Genomic DNA, 17,125 nt, shown 5'->3' on the forward strand with positions numbered 1-17,125 from the left:
CGACAGCTTTGTTGGCAATTTTTGTTGCCGACTAACAACTTAACCCGTGTTTAGGTTATTCGTACTTCCTTAAACTGTCTGGGGAAGTACGCTCCTACTACAACCGTCTCACCTTAAATTTGATTCTCTATTTAACACCTCTTTCAGCGGCTATATCTACGCATTGCTCACCAACGCGATAGGAAAAACGGCTGTTTATCGGGCTCTTTGGCTTGAATTGTGCTTGTTTTACTCTAATTGAGAACGGTTTTATTTCTCCCCGAATGTGATCCAGTGTCCAGAATCATTTTGTTTAATTTTTGTTATCTAGAGGATTGGAAGTACTTGTTTTATCAAGATTAGTGAAATGAGGGAGTATGTGAGCTTTGTATTTATATGATTAAAATTTGATTATAAAACAAAGGATTACGTATTTTAGGGGAGCGTTATTATAAGAGCTGTCACACGGTAAAGAGCAAAGTAAGCCTTTATGTGTGGGAAAGGAGTAGGGTGTACGCCTTTATTTTCATCCTTGAGTAAAACCTCAAAGGGTGAGGGGCTCCTAGCGATAGCACTTATAATTTTTACTATTGAATCCGCTTACTGTGAATCGAAAACCAAACAAGCAGCAACGAGTAAGTGGAAGCTAGTAGGAGAATAAACATGAGTGGCTTACAGGAAATACAATCATCTGGTGCGAACGTGATTCTGCATGCTTTTGATTGGAAGTATGCTGACATTGCCCGACGTGCAAAAGAGATCCATGAGCTAGGCTATGGTTCTGTTCTGGTCTCTCCACCAATGAAAAGCGCTAACGACGAACGCTGGTGGCAGCGCTATCAACCTCAAGATTATCGTGTTATCGACAATGCCCTTGGTAACACTCAAGATTTTATCCATATGGTTAATGAACTGGGCCGTTTTGGTGTACTCGTGTACGCAGACGTTGTGTTCAACCATATGGCGAATGAAGCGCACATGCGCTCAGATCTGCAATATCCAAGCAAAGAAATTTTACAGGAATACCAAAAGAACCCAGAGAAATACCAAGCGCTCAAGCTGTTTGGGGACCTATCTGAGCCGCTATTCACTGAAGAAGATTTTGTGAAAGCGTTCGGTATTAAGAACTGGAAAGACAAATGGCAAGTACAAAATGGCCGCATTACTGGAGGACCAGCGGATCCCGGTTTACCGACTTTGCGTGTTTGTGATCATGTTGTTGAGCAGCAACGAGCCTATTTAAAAGCACTGAAAAAGATCGGTGTGAAAGGGTTCCGTATTGATGCGGCTAAACATATGACCCTTGAGCATCTTAAGCTAGTCTGGACCGACGATATTACCCAAGATGTGCATATTTTTGGCGAGATCATTACAGATGGCGGGGCGACCGTCGAAGAGTATCAGCTGTTTCTAGAGCCATATTTACAAGAAACGCGCTTAGGTGCCTATGACTTCCCGTTGTTTACCACCATTTTTAAAGCGTTTTCGAAAAACGGCAGTTTTAAGACGTTAATTGATCCGTATTGTTTCGGTGAGGCACTGTCTCCGGGACGAGCCATTACTTTTGCTGTGACGCACGACATTCCAAATAACGATGTTTTCCTCGACTTAGTTATGGATGAAGAAGACGAATGGCTGGCGTATGCGTATATATTGGGTCGAGATGGCGGTGTTCCTCTGGTTTACACCGACTTAGACACCAGTGGCATTAAAGGTAAAAATGGCAAACCAAGATGGAAAGGCGCATGGAGTGATCCTCGGATGGCCACCATGATTAAGTTCCACAACGCCGTTCATGGTCAACCTATGAAGGTTCTCGAAGGTAACGACGACATGCTGGTGTTAGAGCGGGGGGAGCAAGGTATTGTGGTCCTCAACAAATCATCTCGTCCGCAATCTTTGTCGCTTGCAACAGAAGGAAATTGGTTAGATATGATGACTGGAAACTCAGTTTCGTCCCAAGATGAGATCAAGATACCGGCTAAGTCATCGATGCTACTCTTGGCCCAGTTGTAGTGCTCTAAGCTTGTTTAACGTCGATTAATCAAGGCGTTAAACAAGCTACCTATGTGTTGTGATTGCTTCGAACAACGGCATTGTACCTTAGTACCTTAGTACCTTAGTACCTTAGTTCAGGCGTGACGAGCTTGTTTTCGGTACTGGTTAGGCGACATATTGGTGTGCGTACGGAAAAATCTGGAAAATACCGATTGAGAAGAGAATCGAGTCAGTTCACTGATCTCGTTCATACTCTTATTGGTTTCGGTGAGAAGTTTGACGGCTCTATCTAACCGGACTTTATTAAAAATATCGGTAAAACACGTATTTTCTATCGCTAACTTTTTATTAAGTGTCCAGCGACTCATTTTTAATTTGTCGCAAACATTATCCAAAATTTTTTGATCGCAAAAAACCAGTTGTTCAGATACTAAAGAACTCACAATATCTTCAACAATAAATGAAAACTTACTTTGATTAATTTCATGATTGACTTTATCTAAATTTATTCTTTGTAGCCTGTAGAGGTTCTCGTTAAAAAAGGCATTTCTTTTGTTTATTTGCGGAGATTTTACAATTAAGTAGTTTTCGTTTTGGCCAAATAAGCATTTAGTATCGAGTTTTTCGTTTGCTGTATGATGCGGAATCAAGTTCGTATGAGTTAACCCTACAGAGTATTTTCCATCTGAAATATACTGGCTAATAATTTCACGAATAAAGACAAAGTTTGATAATGCACTGGAAATCATTTTATTCGGCCCAGTATCAGTATATTTTATCTTCATCGTATCTTGATCTACTTGTACTTCGCACCGGTCGCAACTGCCAATGACGGCGCGGTACTGAATATAGCTACTCATAGCCGACTCTGCAGAAGACTCATTAATGCATAAACTAAATAAATCAGGGAATAATGAATACATGCCCTCTAACCCAGAATCTTTAAAGAATCGCTTTTGGTAAGGCATAAATGTTTCAAGAAGAGCATAATGCGCATCCGAAGAGATTCGTCCATTCTTTTTATTGAGTTCATATTTGTTAATACCGCAACTTTGTATAATTTTATCTGTATCATGTCCTAATACAGATAGTTGTTGAAGCATTGTAGATGTTAATACATTAGAGACACTGCCATTCATTATTCGTCCTTTATTAAGATTATAAATGAACAAAACCCAACCATTAACATGGTATATCTCTTTTGATATTTTTCCGTTACGGAAAAATGAATTAGTGATCTACTGCTAAAAATATATTTTACTTCGTGAAAAAATAGGAATCGAGATCAGATTCTTACTTCTGATGATCGATTGATGTGGATAGGTAACGTATGGACAACATAAGAACTAAAAAAAGCCCGAAATAAAATTTCGGGCTTTGATCGGTAAACGTGAATTACTCTTTGATAGTCAGAAGATCTTCTTTTGTGACGCCTTCTTCTAATGCAAGCGCGTTCGGAGTTGTTTGACTTACAACAATCTCACTGCTCACAGTAAATTGTACTGATGGTGCTTCGGTGCCAGCCACATCTGAAGACGGCGCGATATAGACGGTGTAAGCGCCTGGTTCAACGATCCATTGATTGTTTTCCGCATCAAAGCTCGCGAGGGTCTGAGCTGAGATATTGAAAGTCAATGTCTCAGACTGACCAGCGTTCAACAGATCTGTCTTATTGAAGGCTTTAAGCTCGATGGTTGGTTTTTTCAGCTTCACTTCTGGTGCATTTACGTAAACCTGAGCCGCTTCTTTACCAGCCACACTACCGGTATTGGTAATTGTGGCGCTGATGGTAATAGAGCCTGATGCACCACCTTTGGACAACGTATTGGAGACAATCGATGGGTTGCTGTACTCAAAGTTCGTGTATGACAGGCCGTAACCAAATGGGTATGCCGGAGCCTTATCAAACGAAGAGTAATAGCGGTAGCCGACGTAGATACCTTCGTTATATAGAGACTCATCTTCTAGACCGTCCCCATCGGTATCAGCGCCTGGGAACGTATCTGCTGATGGAACATCTGCGTAGTTTACTGGCATAGTTTGCGCAAGTTTACCGCTTGGGTTAACTACACCAGATAGTATATCAGCGACTGCATTACCGGTTTCTTGACCACCCATGTAGGCAAGAACAATAGAGTCTACTTTCTCTGACCAACCAGTCGTTTCAACAAGGCCGTTTACATTGAGGACCACTGTGACCGTTTTTCCTTGTTCGTGGAATGCTGTGGATACCGCATCAATGATCGCCAACTCTTCATTTGTCAGGCGGTAATCACCTTGTTCTGCACTTCGGTCACCACCTTCACCAGCCTGACGGCCGATGGTAATGACTGCCGCATCATCATTTTCAGCCGCGGCGTCGACACGTGCTTGCAAGCTAGCATCAACTTCCGGCTCTAAACAGAATTCAAAAGCACCGATTAGCGCTCCTGTCGATTGTTTGTTGGCTTCGAAGTAGTCGCTGTAGTAGTTTGTAAGTCCTTGGTTAAGCTCAAACTTGTTCGCTAGCGCCGAGGCAATATCTACGATGTAAGCAGCATTCACATCACCACTCCCCGTGCCACCTTTGAGGGTATTCACTTGAGTGGTACCAAATGAAGCCACTTTACTACCTGATGCAAGTGGAAGGGCAGAATCTGTATTTTTAAGTAGAATCATACCTTCTGCAGCGGCTTGTCTGGCTAGTGCCGCATGTGCATCAAGATCCGGTGCATCGGAGTAGTTGTAGTTATTGTAAGAAGGGGTTTTCTGCATTTGGGCAAGAATTGCCACAACGCTGTTATCGATCTCTTCTAGTGTCAGCGTACCGTTATTATAAGAGTTAAGAAGATCCGTTTTTACACCGCCTGGTTCAATCAAATCGTTGCCAGCTTTCACTTGCTTGGCCGCTGACTCTACATCTCTCCCTTGTGGTACTTGGGTTCTAAAGTCAGTACTTAGTCCAGCTACGTTGCCTGCAAACCAGTCTGACATTGCCAGTCCTTTGAAGCCCCATTCACCTCTCAGGATATCAGTCATTAGATCTTTACGTTGGTTAGCGTATGTGCCATTAACTAAGTTATATGAGCTCATAATCGCCCACGGCTGCGCATCTTCTACTGCGATCTGGAAGCCTCTTAGATAGATTTCACGTAGGGTTCGTGGATCGGCGACCGTGTTATTGAAAAATCGGTTGGTCTCGGCATTGTTTGCGACAAAGTGTTTGATGGTCGCCCCAATATTGTTGGACTGGAGCCCGTTCACCATCGCCGCTGCGATTTTGCCTGATAAGACTGGGTCTTCTGAATAGTACTCAAAGTTACGACCAAGAAGTGGGTTACGCTGAATATTCATGCCAGGTGCTAACAAAAAGTCGACGCCATATTCTTTGACTTCGTTACCTTCAGCTTGACCTACTTTTTGAACCAGTTCGGTATCCCATGTTGAAGCCAGCAAAGAGCCAATTGGCCACGCGGTTGCGTAATACGTGTTGCTGTCACCATCACGTAATGGTTGAATTCTTAAACCAGCAGGACCATCAGCCAGTTTCACTGCCGGAATATCCAATTTCTTGTTTTTAACACCGTTGATGTAGCCAGCTACACCTGTCACATCTTTTTCAGGATCGAGATTAATCGCGTCCTGACCTTGATAGGTGGTTAAGTCCATACCCGGGCCAGACAAGATATCCAGTTTTTCGCTGAGGCTAAGTTTTTTCAGCATGGATTCTGCTTTTTTAGTGTACTTAACGCCACTGTCCTGAATTTGTAGGTTGTCTTTATCGTTAGCAGCAGTCGCAGTACCTGCTAACCCAAGTGCGACAGCAACGGTGATTAGCTTTGGTAGAGTTTTAAAGTCAGACATAGGGTTTCCTTGTTGTTATTTGAGGTTTCTTACCTAATGAACCTAAGAACGCAGTTGTAAGATGGTTCTGACAAATGACTTTAAAGATTTCAGCGCGTCGACACTTTGCATTTCGGAGAAATATTGTGCATTTTGGGGAAGCATTGAGAAATGTGATATTTATACCAGTTCAGCGAGTAGCGTTTTCACCCTTATCGGTTTAATCACAAGCGCAGCCAGAATTTCGCTTTCATCGCCCGTGCATTCGGAGAGTTTCATGCCGATATTTTGGTTTGGGAGAAAACTTGTTTGATCTGATGAGACAGATCAATCTTAACCATTTTTTCACCTGTCGGTCACATTAGTTCATCTACACTTATTGTTGAATCGGCAGGCACAAGGAGACGGCTATGATTGCAGTTCATCGAGACTATTGTTTATCCAGACGCCCGGATTTACACGCGCATATAGAAGTAAACCCAGTCGGTAAATTAAAAGTCGAAATCGTCGAACTTCAAGAGTGTCACTCGACCGCGTTTGACGATTTGTCTTTTGAAAGCCGCGGCAACGAGACGCGAATTTGCGGTAAAGACAACGCGACTCCTTGGCAATTCAAGCTTGCGGTTTCTGACGCTAGAGAGCTTTCTCATTTAGTCGAGGAAGCGAGTGAAGAATATGAGATTTTAATGAATGATCTTATGTGATTTCGACTTCTAGTGGCGTGTAGTGGTGTTCTAAATATTAAAAACCTCCCTAAATCAGGGAGGTTTTTTTGTTTAACAAACTACTGGGTTTCTTCCTTGGGAAGGTGCAGTTCGTGAACGTTTTCACCTTCAAAAGTATCTGCATACTCTTTAGGTGGCGGAGTCCAACCACGCTCAGAACGAGAAAGATTGTCGTGGCGGTCTTTGCCCATTTCCTCTGCCATCTTTTCCTCTAACTGAATAAATAGAAGGCGATAGTTGTTATCAAAGCGTTTGCCTTCCGAGTCGTCCTCCCACGCTTTGTACAGCATTTCTGATTTACGCTCCTCGACGCGTTTGTAGGTCGCTTTTTGCTGTTCGACATAGAAAGGGTGAATGCCAAGAACATTCATTGTTTGCCCTCCCAATTCTAACGCTGAGTGATAAGTTTCTGACTCAATGATATCTGCTCCTGCCTGTCTCAAAAGGTAGCCATGGCCTCGGTCGAAAGCGCGCGCGAGAATTTTCACCTTGGGGTAGGTGTGTTTTACGTATTTGACTAACTCAACACTGGCTTCTCGGTTGTCGATAGCGACGACAAATGCTGCTGCTTCTTCGATGCCAGCGGTATGAAGCATGTCTGGACGAGTTGCATCACCAAAATAGGCACGAGTACCGATTTGGCGTAAGTTATCAACTTGATCGGCTTGGTGGTCCAGCACCACGGTATTGACCCCATTGGACACCAATAAGCGATTCACTATTTGCCCGAAGCGCCCGATTCCCGCAATGATTACCGTTCCTTTTTCTTCAATCGTGTCACTTTCTCGTTGATTAGACTGACTTTCGAATCGAGGCAGAATGACCTTATCAAACAAAATAAACAGTCCTGGCGTCAGGAACATGGATATCGCGACAACAAGAGACAGGGTTTGTGATAACTCATAAGGGATCACGTGGTTTTGTACTGAGAAGCTGAGTAGTACAAAACCGAACTCACCAGCTTGAGCCAAGCTCAGCGTGAACAACCAGCGGTTACTGCCTTTAACTCGGAAGATGATCCCAAGGCTAAAGAGCACTAAGGCTTTTAACACCATGACGCTAAGTGTCAGCGCCAAGATTAACCAGAACTCACCAAACAAAACGGAAAAGTTAATCCCCGCGCCAACGGTGATAAAAAACAAGCCCAGTAGTAGTCCTTTAAATGGCTCGATGTTGGATTCAAGCTCATGGCGGAACTCGCTGTTGGCTAACACTACTCCGGCCAAGAAGGTTCCCAGCGCAGGCGATAGGCCAACCAGGCTCATCAGTGCAGCGATACCGATCACTAACATCAGGGCGGTGGCGGTAAAGATCTCACGCAGTCCTGAACTGGCAACGTAACTGAGTAGAGGACGGCTCAAATAGTGTCCGCCAACAACGACGATAGCAATCGAAGCGGTTATCACCAGCCCGTACGCCCAGCCTGGTAAATCGGCGACGAGATTTAAATCGTCGTGATGCTGCGCTGCAGTTTGAGCAGTTTGTTGAGCGAGCTCCACGAGTTCAGGTAATGCGAGAAGTGGAATGAAAGCCAGCATTGGGATAACGGCAATATCTTGAAAAAGAAGCACGGAAAATGCGTTTTTCCCGCCATCACTTTTCGTTAAACCTTTTTCGCTGAAAGTTTGCAGTACGATCGCCGTGGAAGAAAGGGCAAAAATCAAACCTATCGCCAGCGAAATGGTCCATGGTTGTTCAAAGTACAAGGCAATCGCCATGATAACGCCAGTGGTTCCTACAACCTGAAGACCACCTAAACCCATTAAGCGATTACGCATTGCCCAAAGCATTTTAGGTTCGAGTTCCAGGCCGACTAAGAACAACATCATCACGACGCCAAATTCAGCGAAGTGCTGTATGGTCGTTGTTTCTTCTCCAACTAAACCAATAATTGGGCCGATGACAACGCCCGCGATTAAATAGCCTAAGACGGAACCAAGACCAAACCGCTTAGCGAGCGGTACAGCGATGACTGCGGCAAAAAGGTAGACAAAAGCCTGTAAAAATATTCCTGTCATGAGGCTTCCTTAATCAGTTCAGGCAGAGCACTGTTGAGTTTAATCAGTGAAGCAGCTGCATCAATATCAAGCCTGTCTTCAACCAATGCGGTTAATAGCTTTCTGTAGCGTTCCACATGCCGAGGTATCCGGCCTTCTTCTGCTGCGGTGCGAGATCCAAACATCGCCAGAGGGGCGACGTAGTTCATGCCCGTCAGAGCGGACATTTGTTCAATAGGAGCCAGCAGCTCACGAATCGTGAAATGGTTATAGCCTTCCGCTTTGTAGGCTTCTTCTTTGCCGCCAGCAGAAAGCACACAAAGCATGGTTTTGCCTTGCAACTCAGTACCATCGGTGCCGTAAGCAAACCCATATTCTAAAACCAGATCTTGCCACTCTTTTAGAATCGATGGGGTAGAGTACCAATATAGAGGAAACTGAAAAATCACTACGTCATGGTCGCGCAAGCGCTGTTGTTCACGATCGATATTGATATTAAATCGCGGATATTCACCATAAAGATCAACACATGTTACGCCATGTATTTTCTGAGCTTCTTTAAATAGCTTTATATTCACTTCTGAACGATGTTGAGAAGGGTGAGCAAAGAGAATTAATACTTTTTTATTGGTCATGGGGATCCTTGCCAGCTGCTTAACCATTTGAGGAGTAACAACCTGTTTTATATTGGGAACAGGTACGCTGCGTATAGTTACCAAATCTAACTCATAAACTTTAGCCTAGCTAGTTTCTACGTTGGTACTACTTAATCGCATTGGCCTATCAGGATGGTACCTACTCTAATAGGAATTAGTGAACGAGTGGGCTGAGTCTTAATTTTAATTAACGTCGATACAAAAAAGCCGATAGTGATGCACTATCGGCTTTTGCTTTATATTGGATATCGAATCTGATTGACAGAACCCTAGTCGTGAATAGGCACAACCAGAATATCGACTGGTGACTTATTTATTAGATGACGAGAGTAGGAGATAAGTTTGCTCCACAAATCCTGATGGTGACCACAGATCAGTAAGTCGACTTCTTGCTCTTTTATGGTTGTTTCTAGTTTGTCAGCTAAATCGCCAGTACCCACAAAGAAGTGTTTTAGTGGGTAGTCCATATAATCGCTGAACGTTTTTAGACACTCCATCGAATGCTCATTTAGCGGTACATGATCTGGATTTGCTTTGATATCCACGAGCTCGCGATAAATTTCACCATGAGTACCATCCACATGGATGAATGAAATGTCGGAGTCGAGGTAGTTTGCCATTTCTACTGCTCTATCAATCAGCACTGTGCTTTCATCAGCAAGTTCTAGTGCGACAAGAATATGTTTGTATTTCATAACCACGCCCTTAAGTGGATTATATTCACCCTAAGCATAGTATGGCTTGACAAAAAATTGTGTCGACAAGATCGCGAAACCAGTTAAATGTGTAAATAAAGATCAATAAAAGTAATGAGTTGGAGTGATTTGTTAGTATTGACTGTTCGCTCACTAATTTTGCTTTCGACGATGCACTGAGCCTCATGATAGCTGCTTATTCACTGTTTAGTCGGAAAGAGCGTGAGGCGGAGGCACAGAGTGCTTTCATGTGTATAAATATTGAGACAGAAATTGATTTTTGTCGCTGTGTTTACTCTTCACTAGTAAATAGCAAATGAAAATAGACTGGCTTTAAACGGCCAGAGTAGGACCGTTTTTTACACTGACAATCTCATAGGGCATGCAGTTTCATCGCGTGTCCTTATACCAATATGAGTAAGGTTTGGGAGAGCAAAAGTAAATCTGGACTATCGATTCAATACTTTCTTCGCGCTCTACTTCATTGAGACCTATGCTTTGTAACAACGGCAGTGTTTTTCAATAACCTACATCGGTTCACTGTGGCATAGGTTCTATCTAAAAATAATAGGCTTTGTTATGAAAAATCTATCAAAAATCATCGTTGCAGGCTCGCTATTAAGCTGCGCGACGGTTCAAGCAGCTGGTTTGTACTTATACGAAACGAATACAACGGACATCGGTCTCGCATCTGCAGGGATGGCTGCAAGAGCACAGGATGCGTCAGTTATGGCAGCAAACCCTGCTGGTTTGGCAAATGTTTCAGGTCAATCTTTCTCTGGTCACTTAATCAGTCTTTATGGCGATGCACAGCTGGATACATTAGCGGGAGATGCGGGTAACGTAATTGGTTTTGTTCCTATGGGCTCTGCATTTTATAGTCAGAAAGTGAACGAAAAATGGACGTTGGGTATTGGTCTATATGGAAACTATGGTCTTGGACTGGGTTACGAAGGGTTGGTGGACAGAACCGTTGCTAAACTAGATATTCCTACCGCGATTACGCAAGCGGTAACTGTCCAGCCGAGTGCTGCTTATCGGATTAATGACCAGTGGTCGGTGGGGGCTGCGCTCGGTGTTCAGTATGGTAAATATCAAGTGGAAGCAAACGCCAGCTCGGCAAATAATAATTTCTCATTTGAAGATGATGATACCGATGTTCAGGTCAATGGTCGCTTTGGGGTTCTGTACGAGTTGGTTCCAGGGACGCGTTTCGGCCTATCTTACTCGAGCGAGACTAAGTTTGAGTTTGAAAACTCAGAATCTGTTGCACCTCAACAAGTGATCTTCAGTATTTATCAGCAGATAAATGATAAGTTTGCGTGGATGGGTAACGTGAACTGGCAAGACTGGAGTGAGTACCAAACCACGTTGAATGTCGATACTCAGGATACTTATCAGGTCGCTTTTGGTACTCAGTATAAGCTGAATAGCAAAGTGATGTGGAATGCTGGTGTGGCGTTTGATAGCAGCATGTATGAGGATCAATCGAAGGGGGACATTACTGTTCCTACTGGTGATGCATACCGACTAGGCACAGGCGTTGATTACAAGTGGGACGAGAAAAATACGGTAAGCGTCGCATTTGAAGCTGTCATCATTGACTCGTCGGAATCGACGTTGGCGAATGGTACGAAGCTAGCCGGATACAAAGACCCTACGTTGTACTTCCTAAGCTTTGGCTATAACTGGAAAAATCAATAATAAGAATTAATCGGTACCCCGAGTTTAGATTAAATAAAAACGCAGCGATTGAGCTGCGTTTTTATTTATAGCTGATTGGGTAGGCTGAAGCTGCGACGAATTAATTGCTTTCTTTCTTCTCTTCCATCGACTTTTGATATTGATGCTTCAGAATATACATACGCTTAACGTCTCGATAACCACCATTAATGAAATACTCTTCAATTAAGTGGCCTTCTTCTATAAACCCACACTTTTTATATAAGTGGATTGCAATTTCATTTTCTACTGCGACCAACAGATAAATTTTACGCAGATTGAGGATAGAAAATGAATAATCTAACGCTCTGTGTATCATATCCATGGCGTAGCCACGGCCCTGGTGCTCCGGCGCAATGATGATCTGAAACTCTGCGCTTCGGTGGATGTAGTTTATCTCGATAAGCTCAACTAAGCCGATAACAATACCGTCAATATCCTCTACAACGAAGCGCCTTTCTGCATCGTCATGAATGTGCTTCCGGTACAGTTCCTCTAGCTCATCGTAAGATTCGTAAGGTTCTTCAAACCAGTAAGCCATAATATTTCGGTTGTTATTTAGCTCGTGGATAAAACGAAGGTCCGATCGTTCTAACGCACGCATTTTAAGCCCTTTCGTCATGATACTTCTCCAATGGGAGCAGGTGTTGCTCCTATTCTTATGTGTGAAAATATTAACTTACTATACGGAATTTTATTACTTGTTTTTTTATGATTTAGTGAAGTTTATCCGTGTTGAAAAATAGCAAGGTGAGGGGGTGGAAATAGTAAAAAACTTAATCCTAACGACAAAAAAGCTGATTAGGTAAACGATGCTATTTCATATTAAATACCTCGCATTGACTCATTGTCTAAATCTGAATAAAAGGTATTTTATATGTTTTCAATCGGCGAAGAAGTAGTTGCAACTAAGGGTGTTGACCTAGGTAAAATGGTAGTTAGAGGTGTGAGCAGCGGCGGTTATTACACACACGTAAAAGCGGGCGAAGCGACGTTAACATACCCAACTAAAGACCTTAAGAAAGCATAATTGAATCTGCTCATCTCGCTGGTGCCTGAGTAAGTCTGGAGTCAGCGCGAGTAGGGATAAAGGTAGCGTTTTAGGTCGCTACCTTTTTTTATTTTGGGCTTCATGGTTTATTTCAACGCGGTTTCTACCCGTTTCTTTCGCTTTATATAACGCTAAGTCAGCTCTTTTAATCAGTGGCTCAAACGAATTATCAACACTGCACACTTGAGTAACCCCAATACTGGCAGTTATCGGCATTTCAAGGCCAGAGTGTTTCATGACGGTGCTTTCTAGTGCGTTGCGGATGGTCTCTAATGTATCAAGTGCTTCCTGAGATGATCGTCGTCGAAGGACAATCGCAAATTCTTCGCCTCCAACTCGCGCAAGTAAATCGTAGTCACGCAAATGACCCTTTATGGTATTAACTACGTGAATCAGCGATTTATCGCCAGCATCGTGCCCATACTTGTCATTTAACTTCTTGAAGTGATCTAAATCCAGAATAGCTACGTGGAACTTGATTCCCTGAGTACGGTAGTCTGAAAGGCGGTTTTCAATCTCACGCATGAACTCTCTGCGGTTTGGTATTCCCGTAAGATCATCCGTTTTCGCAAGATGCTCCATTTTCATGACCTGAATATGTAAAGCGATATTCAATGCAATCCAGTTCGCGATACATTGCAGCTGCGAGGCTTGTTCTTTAGTGTAAAAGTGGGTTTGATTGTGGGCGACATTCAGCGTACCCAAACAAGCCTTGCCGTGCATCAAGGGCGCATCCATACACGTCCCCATTCCGCTTGAAGACAGCATGACACAATCGATTTCATCGGATTGGCTTAAGTCGTCACAAATGATCAATTGCTGAGTATCAAAAGCTCGGCCAACGAAAGACTGAGCAATTGGCACGAGAAAATCTGTCGGGATCGCTTTGTTTCCAGAAAAAGAGTAGACCTTCAAGAAGTCACTATTTTCATACAAAGTAATACTTGCACGATCAGATTCAAAGATTCGGTGAATCCACTCTGCGACGGTATCAAGTACCTGCTGTAAGGTTTGTGACTGAGCCAAAAAGTGAACAAAGCCGATCGGCAAACATATCGGACTTTCCATGTTTTGCGTCGATAGGTCAGTGGGGGCAAATGTTCTTTCAAGTCTCAATAGCCATCTCCTCGGGCATTCCCTTAATATAAACAATAAGTAACGCTTAGATATTTTCAAGAAAAATATTAACGCTGAATAACATGCGATTAATTTGTCGCCTATTTCACCCTAGTGTTAACGCAAAGTGAGAACTAAATCACTTTATCTGGTGATAGGAATTAATAACCCGAAAGATGTATACAGTAGGAGTAGAGTGACTGTAAATACTACTAAGAAGGTAGACGTAGGAGAAATCTTGGATAGCTTAGCGTAAAAAGTGCCCTTGTTAAGGGAGGGAAGGGCACTGCATTTTAGTTGCTAGATGTTTCGGTACTTATACAAAATAAGTTGGCTAATTTGGGCGATGAGTTGCTCTCTTGCCTGAAGCGACAGCTCGGTTTCTGCCAGATAGATACTGATGTATACCGGTTTATGGTTTTCTTTCCAGATGATGGCGTTAAAGCCAAGTGAACCGTTGCCACCTGCTCCTGAGCGATCGGCAATAGACCAACCCGACGGTAAAACGGAACGCATGAGTGGATCAGACACTTTACTGTCTTGCATCCATATCTTTAATTGAATTCGAGATTCATAAGAGAGCGCATCACCATCGATCAGTGTTTCAAGTGTGTTTACCATGGCGTTAGGTGTTGTCGTGTCATGCTTATCGCCCGGCATAGCTTCGTTGACGCTCGGTTCAGCGCTGTCGAGCCTGGTGGCTTTGTCTCCGATGGTACGCAGGAAAAGCATGACCGACTTAGGCCCGCCGATTTCACTCAGTACGAGATTCGTCGCCGTGTTATCGTTCATCAACATCGCGGCTTCGCAGGCATGCTCGATACGGACATTCTGCCCAGCCAGTTTATCCATGATGGGAGACCACATCACCATATCTCGTTTTTCTACAGTCGCGGTGGCATTTTTTTTGAGGATACCGGTATCCATCTCACTCAGCATGGTTGCGCAAGCTAACGTCTTAAAGGTTCCGACTAAAGGAAATCGTTCGTCACCACGATAAGCCCAGTGTTTATCGGTCTGAGTATCCCAGACGGCGATCCCAATACGTCCGGAAATCTGTTGCTCAAGAAGAGAAACGTCTTCATGTAGTTTCGATGCGTGACTTAAAGGTGAGGCGACCATCAGCGCAAGCAAAAAAAGTAACTTTTTCATGAGTGATTATCTTTATTAATTTTTCTGGTTCGCATTGATGCGAAATCAACCGTGACTATAGCGATGGAGTGCGCTAACGACTGTTAAATCCCTGTAGATTTTTTGTAGAATTCCTCTCAAGTGATGCGTTTTTCTCTGCTTTACCTTGGTTTACGTTGCTTTACGTATGGTGCACTAAACTAGAATTGTCGTCAGTGGTGGAGTAGTGAACATGAAAACAGTACGGAATTCTATATGTCTTGTGATTGCAGTCGTTTCGGTCATATGGTGTTTGAGTGAACCACAGCTGCTTTCATCGACGCAGTTTTTCTATTGGCGCTCAGCGCTGATTCAGTATTCTGGTGTTCTATCACTCGCCTTAATGTCTATTGCTATGGTGCTAGCACTGCGCTTACCTGTTGTAGAACAATGGGTGAATGGTATGGATAAAGCCTACCGGGTTCATAAGTGGTTGGGTATTTCGGGGGTGAGTTTAGGTATTGTGCATTGGCTGCTTTATCAAGTGCCCAAATGGTTAGTCCAGTCTGGAATGCTGGAAAAACCGCTTAAACATACCGGGGAAGGGCCTAGTGGGAATAACTTAACCGCGTTGGAATCCTGGATTGTTGACTTGCGTGATGTTGGCCTTAGTCTTGGCGAATGGGGCTTCTATTTATTAGTTGTGCTGTTTGTTATTTCGCTCTGGACTGTCGTGAAGTACAAGCCCTTTAAAGTCTCGCATCGCATGATGGCGGCGGTCTATTTGATGATTGCGGTTCACTCTGTGTTGTTGATCAAGCGAGCCTATTGGGGGGAGCCGATTTACTATATTTCTATCGCATTCGCCTTAATTGGCAGCGCTGCGGCTATCTATAGCTTGTCGGGTTTTGTTGGCCGAGTTAACCGTCACAATATGAAAGTGAAGTCGACGCGCTTTTTCCCACAGGCTCGAGTCATGGAATTAGTACTCACCCCAACAGATTCTTGGCAGGGGCATAAAGCAGGACAATTCACCTATATACGATTTGGCGATGAAGACCCGCATCCGTTTACCATCGCCTCCGCTAATGGTGAACCAGAGTTACGTTTCTTGATCAAAGAGTTAGGTGACTTTACGACAGGTTTATGTGAAAGGGTAAAAGCAGGCGATGAAGTCACTCTGGAAGGGCCTTATGGTCGATTAGAGTTTGATGTATCCAAACCTCAGATCTGGATAGCGGGTGGTGTTGGTATTGCGGTTTTCTTTGCGATACTTGCTTCATTAAAAGAGCGTAAATCGCATCAGCCAGTGCATCTATTCTATTGTGCACGCGGATTGGATAGTCAACTAGTGGATGAGTTATGGCGTTGTGCTCATCACGCGGATGTTGAAATGAGTGTTATTGATACTCAGGTTTCGCCAAGACTTAACGCACAACACATCGTTAAGCAGTGTGGTAATTTGGCAGACTATGAGCTTTATTTCTGCGGGCCTGAAGCATTTTCGTCAGCATTGAAGCAACAGTTGATGGAGTATCGATTCGACACCGAGCATCACTATCATGAAGAGCTATTTGTGATGAGGTAAGAATCCGTTTGAAAGAATAAAAGGAGCGGTAATCCGCTCCTTTTGTTTTATGGACTGTCACGTCACTGAAGGTTATAACTTCAGTTTTTTCACCATGCCGGCTTCTGCGTGGCCCGGGATGTTACACGCAAACTCGACATTGTTGTCGCCGTGGAAGTGCCACAAGAGTTGCTTAGCTTTGCCCGGTTCAACCGTTACGGCATTATCTGAATCATGCATATGATTGCCAGACATGTTTTTCATCATTTCACGGTGCTCTAGCTGCTCTTCGGCTGAGCCAATTGTGAACTCATGATTTATTTTACCCGTGTTCATTACGACAAATTGGACAACGTCATTGGGTTCGATCTTCACTTCTTTTTTAAAGGTGATTTTCATGTCATCACTTAAAAGAACGTGCACGACTTTATCCGGTTTCGCTCCATTTGCAGGCATGCCGACGGCAGACGTTGCTACCATGCCTCCCATACTAGAATGATCCATGTTGGAATGGTCCATAGGCATGCTGTCGTTCTGCGCATGTTCCATAGGCATAGAGCCGTGATCCATGTTGTCATGGTTCATGGTTGAATTATCCATCTGAGCAAATACACTGCCAGAGGCTAAGGTCAGAGCAAGAGTGATCAGTGTCTTTTTCATATCGGTTTCCTTTATCGTCAATGAGGT

The 17,125-nt window shown here is 43.6% G+C and carries 14 protein-coding genes; 5 read left to right on the forward strand and 9 right to left on the reverse strand.

Annotated features, from left to right (window positions below):
* Positions 1-642 precede the first annotated feature (642 nt).
* Entirely contained in the window at positions 643-1,995 is a 1,353-nt protein-coding gene (locus tag DBX26_RS23280; protein ID WP_118121046.1) for an alpha-amylase family protein, read from the forward strand.
* A gap of 116 nt (positions 1,996-2,111) precedes the next feature.
* Here DBX26_RS23280 and DBX26_RS23285 read toward each other — a convergent pair whose 3' ends face one another.
* Together DBX26_RS23285 and DBX26_RS23290 are read right to left on the reverse strand one after the other, a co-directional pair.
* Positions 2,112-3,116, reverse strand: a complete 1,005-nt coding sequence (locus tag DBX26_RS23285; protein WP_118121047.1) for an AraC family transcriptional regulator — start codon at positions 3,114-3,116, stop codon at positions 2,112-2,114.
* Between the two features lie 256 nt (positions 3,117-3,372).
* Positions 3,373-5,820, reverse strand: coding sequence for a glycoside hydrolase family 3 C-terminal domain-containing protein (locus tag DBX26_RS23290; RefSeq protein WP_118121048.1), 2,448 nt, complete (start codon positions 5,818-5,820; stop codon positions 3,373-3,375).
* Positions 5,821-6,209: 389 nt separating this feature from the next.
* On the opposite strand from DBX26_RS23290, the gene DBX26_RS23295 reads away from it, so the two are divergent.
* The gene (locus tag DBX26_RS23295; RefSeq protein ID WP_014234702.1) at positions 6,210-6,503 is read left to right on the forward strand and encodes a hypothetical protein; all 294 of its coding nucleotides are present in this window, start codon (positions 6,210-6,212) and stop codon (positions 6,501-6,503) included.
* An 80-nt stretch (positions 6,504-6,583) separates the two neighbouring features.
* Here the strand turns inward: DBX26_RS23295 and DBX26_RS23300 are convergent, their stop codons facing one another.
* From DBX26_RS23300 to DBX26_RS23310, 3 genes are all read right to left on the reverse strand, one after another.
* Positions 6,584-8,542 carry a monovalent cation:proton antiporter-2 (CPA2) family protein gene (locus DBX26_RS23300; RefSeq protein WP_118121049.1) on the reverse strand — a complete coding sequence of 653 codons (1,959 nt, stop codon included), beginning with the start codon at positions 8,540-8,542 and terminating at the stop codon, positions 6,584-6,586.
* A complete protein-coding gene (locus DBX26_RS23305; RefSeq protein ID WP_162889762.1) occupies positions 8,539-9,156 on the reverse strand; it encodes an NAD(P)H-dependent oxidoreductase in 618 nt (205 codons plus the stop codon). The genes DBX26_RS23300 and DBX26_RS23305 overlap by 4 nt, the downstream gene beginning before the upstream one ends.
* A 290-nt stretch (positions 9,157-9,446) precedes the next feature.
* Positions 9,447-9,872 (reverse strand): universal stress protein, encoded by a 426-nt coding sequence (locus DBX26_RS23310; protein ID WP_014234689.1) that lies wholly within the window; start codon positions 9,870-9,872, stop codon positions 9,447-9,449.
* Positions 9,873-10,451: 579 nt separating this feature from the next.
* Between DBX26_RS23310 and DBX26_RS23315 the strand changes: the two genes are divergently transcribed.
* The gene (locus tag DBX26_RS23315; protein WP_065303874.1) at positions 10,452-11,576 is read left to right on the forward strand and encodes an OmpP1/FadL family transporter; all 1,125 of its coding nucleotides are present in this window, start codon (positions 10,452-10,454) and stop codon (positions 11,574-11,576) included.
* Positions 11,577-11,676: 100 nt separating this feature from the next.
* On the opposite strand, the gene speG is transcribed toward DBX26_RS23315, so the two are convergent.
* Complete coding sequence (gene speG / locus DBX26_RS23320; RefSeq protein ID WP_118121051.1) at positions 11,677-12,216, reverse strand: spermidine N1-acetyltransferase; 540 nt, start codon at positions 12,214-12,216, stop codon at positions 11,677-11,679.
* A gap of 255 nt (positions 12,217-12,471) precedes the next feature.
* On the opposite strand from speG, the gene DBX26_RS23325 reads away from it, so the two are divergent.
* Positions 12,472-12,624, forward strand: a complete 153-nt coding sequence (locus DBX26_RS23325) for a hypothetical protein (RefSeq protein WP_014234686.1) — start codon at positions 12,472-12,474, stop codon at positions 12,622-12,624.
* A gap of 78 nt (positions 12,625-12,702) precedes the next feature.
* Here DBX26_RS23325 and DBX26_RS23330 read toward each other — a convergent pair whose 3' ends face one another.
* Together DBX26_RS23330 and blaCARB are read right to left on the reverse strand one after the other, a co-directional pair.
* Positions 12,703-13,761, reverse strand: coding sequence for a sensor domain-containing diguanylate cyclase (locus DBX26_RS23330; protein ID WP_024372867.1), 1,059 nt, complete (start codon positions 13,759-13,761; stop codon positions 12,703-12,705).
* A 300-nt stretch (positions 13,762-14,061) separates the two neighbouring features.
* Positions 14,062-14,913 carry a CARB/PSE/RTG family carbenicillin-hydrolyzing class A beta-lactamase gene (gene blaCARB / locus DBX26_RS23335; RefSeq protein ID WP_118121052.1) on the reverse strand — a complete coding sequence of 284 codons (852 nt, stop codon included), beginning with the start codon at positions 14,911-14,913 and terminating at the stop codon, positions 14,062-14,064.
* A 211-nt stretch (positions 14,914-15,124) separates the two neighbouring features.
* Between blaCARB and DBX26_RS23340 the strand changes: the two genes are divergently transcribed.
* A complete protein-coding gene (locus DBX26_RS23340) occupies positions 15,125-16,459 on the forward strand; it encodes a ferric reductase-like transmembrane domain-containing protein (protein ID WP_162889763.1) in 1,335 nt (444 codons plus the stop codon).
* Positions 16,460-16,531: 72 nt separating this feature from the next.
* Here DBX26_RS23340 and DBX26_RS23345 read toward each other — a convergent pair whose 3' ends face one another.
* Entirely contained in the window at positions 16,532-17,098 is a 567-nt protein-coding gene (locus DBX26_RS23345; protein WP_118121054.1) for a cupredoxin family protein, read from the reverse strand.
* Between the last annotated feature and the right edge of the window lie 27 nt (positions 17,099-17,125).

Source organism: Vibrio sp. dhg (assembly GCF_003443775.1).
GTDB lineage: Bacteria > Pseudomonadota > Gammaproteobacteria > Enterobacterales > Vibrionaceae > Vibrio > Vibrio natriegens.

Excerpts from the sequence above, each read along its gene's own strand:
- DBX26_RS23345 (WP_118121054.1), bottom strand. The coding sequence starts at position 17,098 with ATGAAAAAGACACTGATCACTCTTGCTCTGACCTTAGCCTCTGGCAGT.
- DBX26_RS23295 (WP_014234702.1), top strand. The coding sequence starts at position 6,210 with ATGATTGCAGTTCATCGAGACTATTGTTTATCCAGACGCCCGGATTTA.
- DBX26_RS23340 (WP_162889763.1), top strand. The coding sequence starts at position 15,125 with ATGAAAACAGTACGGAATTCTATATGTCTTGTGATTGCAGTCGTTTCG.
- blaCARB (WP_118121052.1), bottom strand. The coding sequence starts at position 14,913 with ATGAAAAAGTTACTTTTTTTGCTTGCGCTGATGGTCGCCTCACCTTTA.
- DBX26_RS23325 (WP_014234686.1), top strand. The coding sequence starts at position 12,472 with ATGTTTTCAATCGGCGAAGAAGTAGTTGCAACTAAGGGTGTTGACCTA.
- DBX26_RS23305 (WP_162889762.1), bottom strand. The coding sequence starts at position 9,156 with ATGACCAATAAAAAAGTATTAATTCTCTTTGCTCACCCTTCTCAACAT.
- DBX26_RS23280 (WP_118121046.1), top strand. The coding sequence starts at position 643 with ATGAGTGGCTTACAGGAAATACAATCATCTGGTGCGAACGTGATTCTG.
- DBX26_RS23290 (WP_118121048.1), bottom strand. The coding sequence starts at position 5,820 with ATGTCTGACTTTAAAACTCTACCAAAGCTAATCACCGTTGCTGTCGCA.
- DBX26_RS23315 (WP_065303874.1), top strand. The coding sequence starts at position 10,452 with ATGAAAAATCTATCAAAAATCATCGTTGCAGGCTCGCTATTAAGCTGC.
- DBX26_RS23310 (WP_014234689.1), bottom strand. The coding sequence starts at position 9,872 with ATGAAATACAAACATATTCTTGTCGCACTAGAACTTGCTGATGAAAGC.
- DBX26_RS23300 (WP_118121049.1), bottom strand. The coding sequence starts at position 8,542 with ATGACAGGAATATTTTTACAGGCTTTTGTCTACCTTTTTGCCGCAGTC.
- speG (WP_118121051.1), bottom strand. The coding sequence starts at position 12,216 with ATGACGAAAGGGCTTAAAATGCGTGCGTTAGAACGATCGGACCTTCGT.
- DBX26_RS23285 (WP_118121047.1), bottom strand. The coding sequence starts at position 3,116 with ATGAATGGCAGTGTCTCTAATGTATTAACATCTACAATGCTTCAACAA.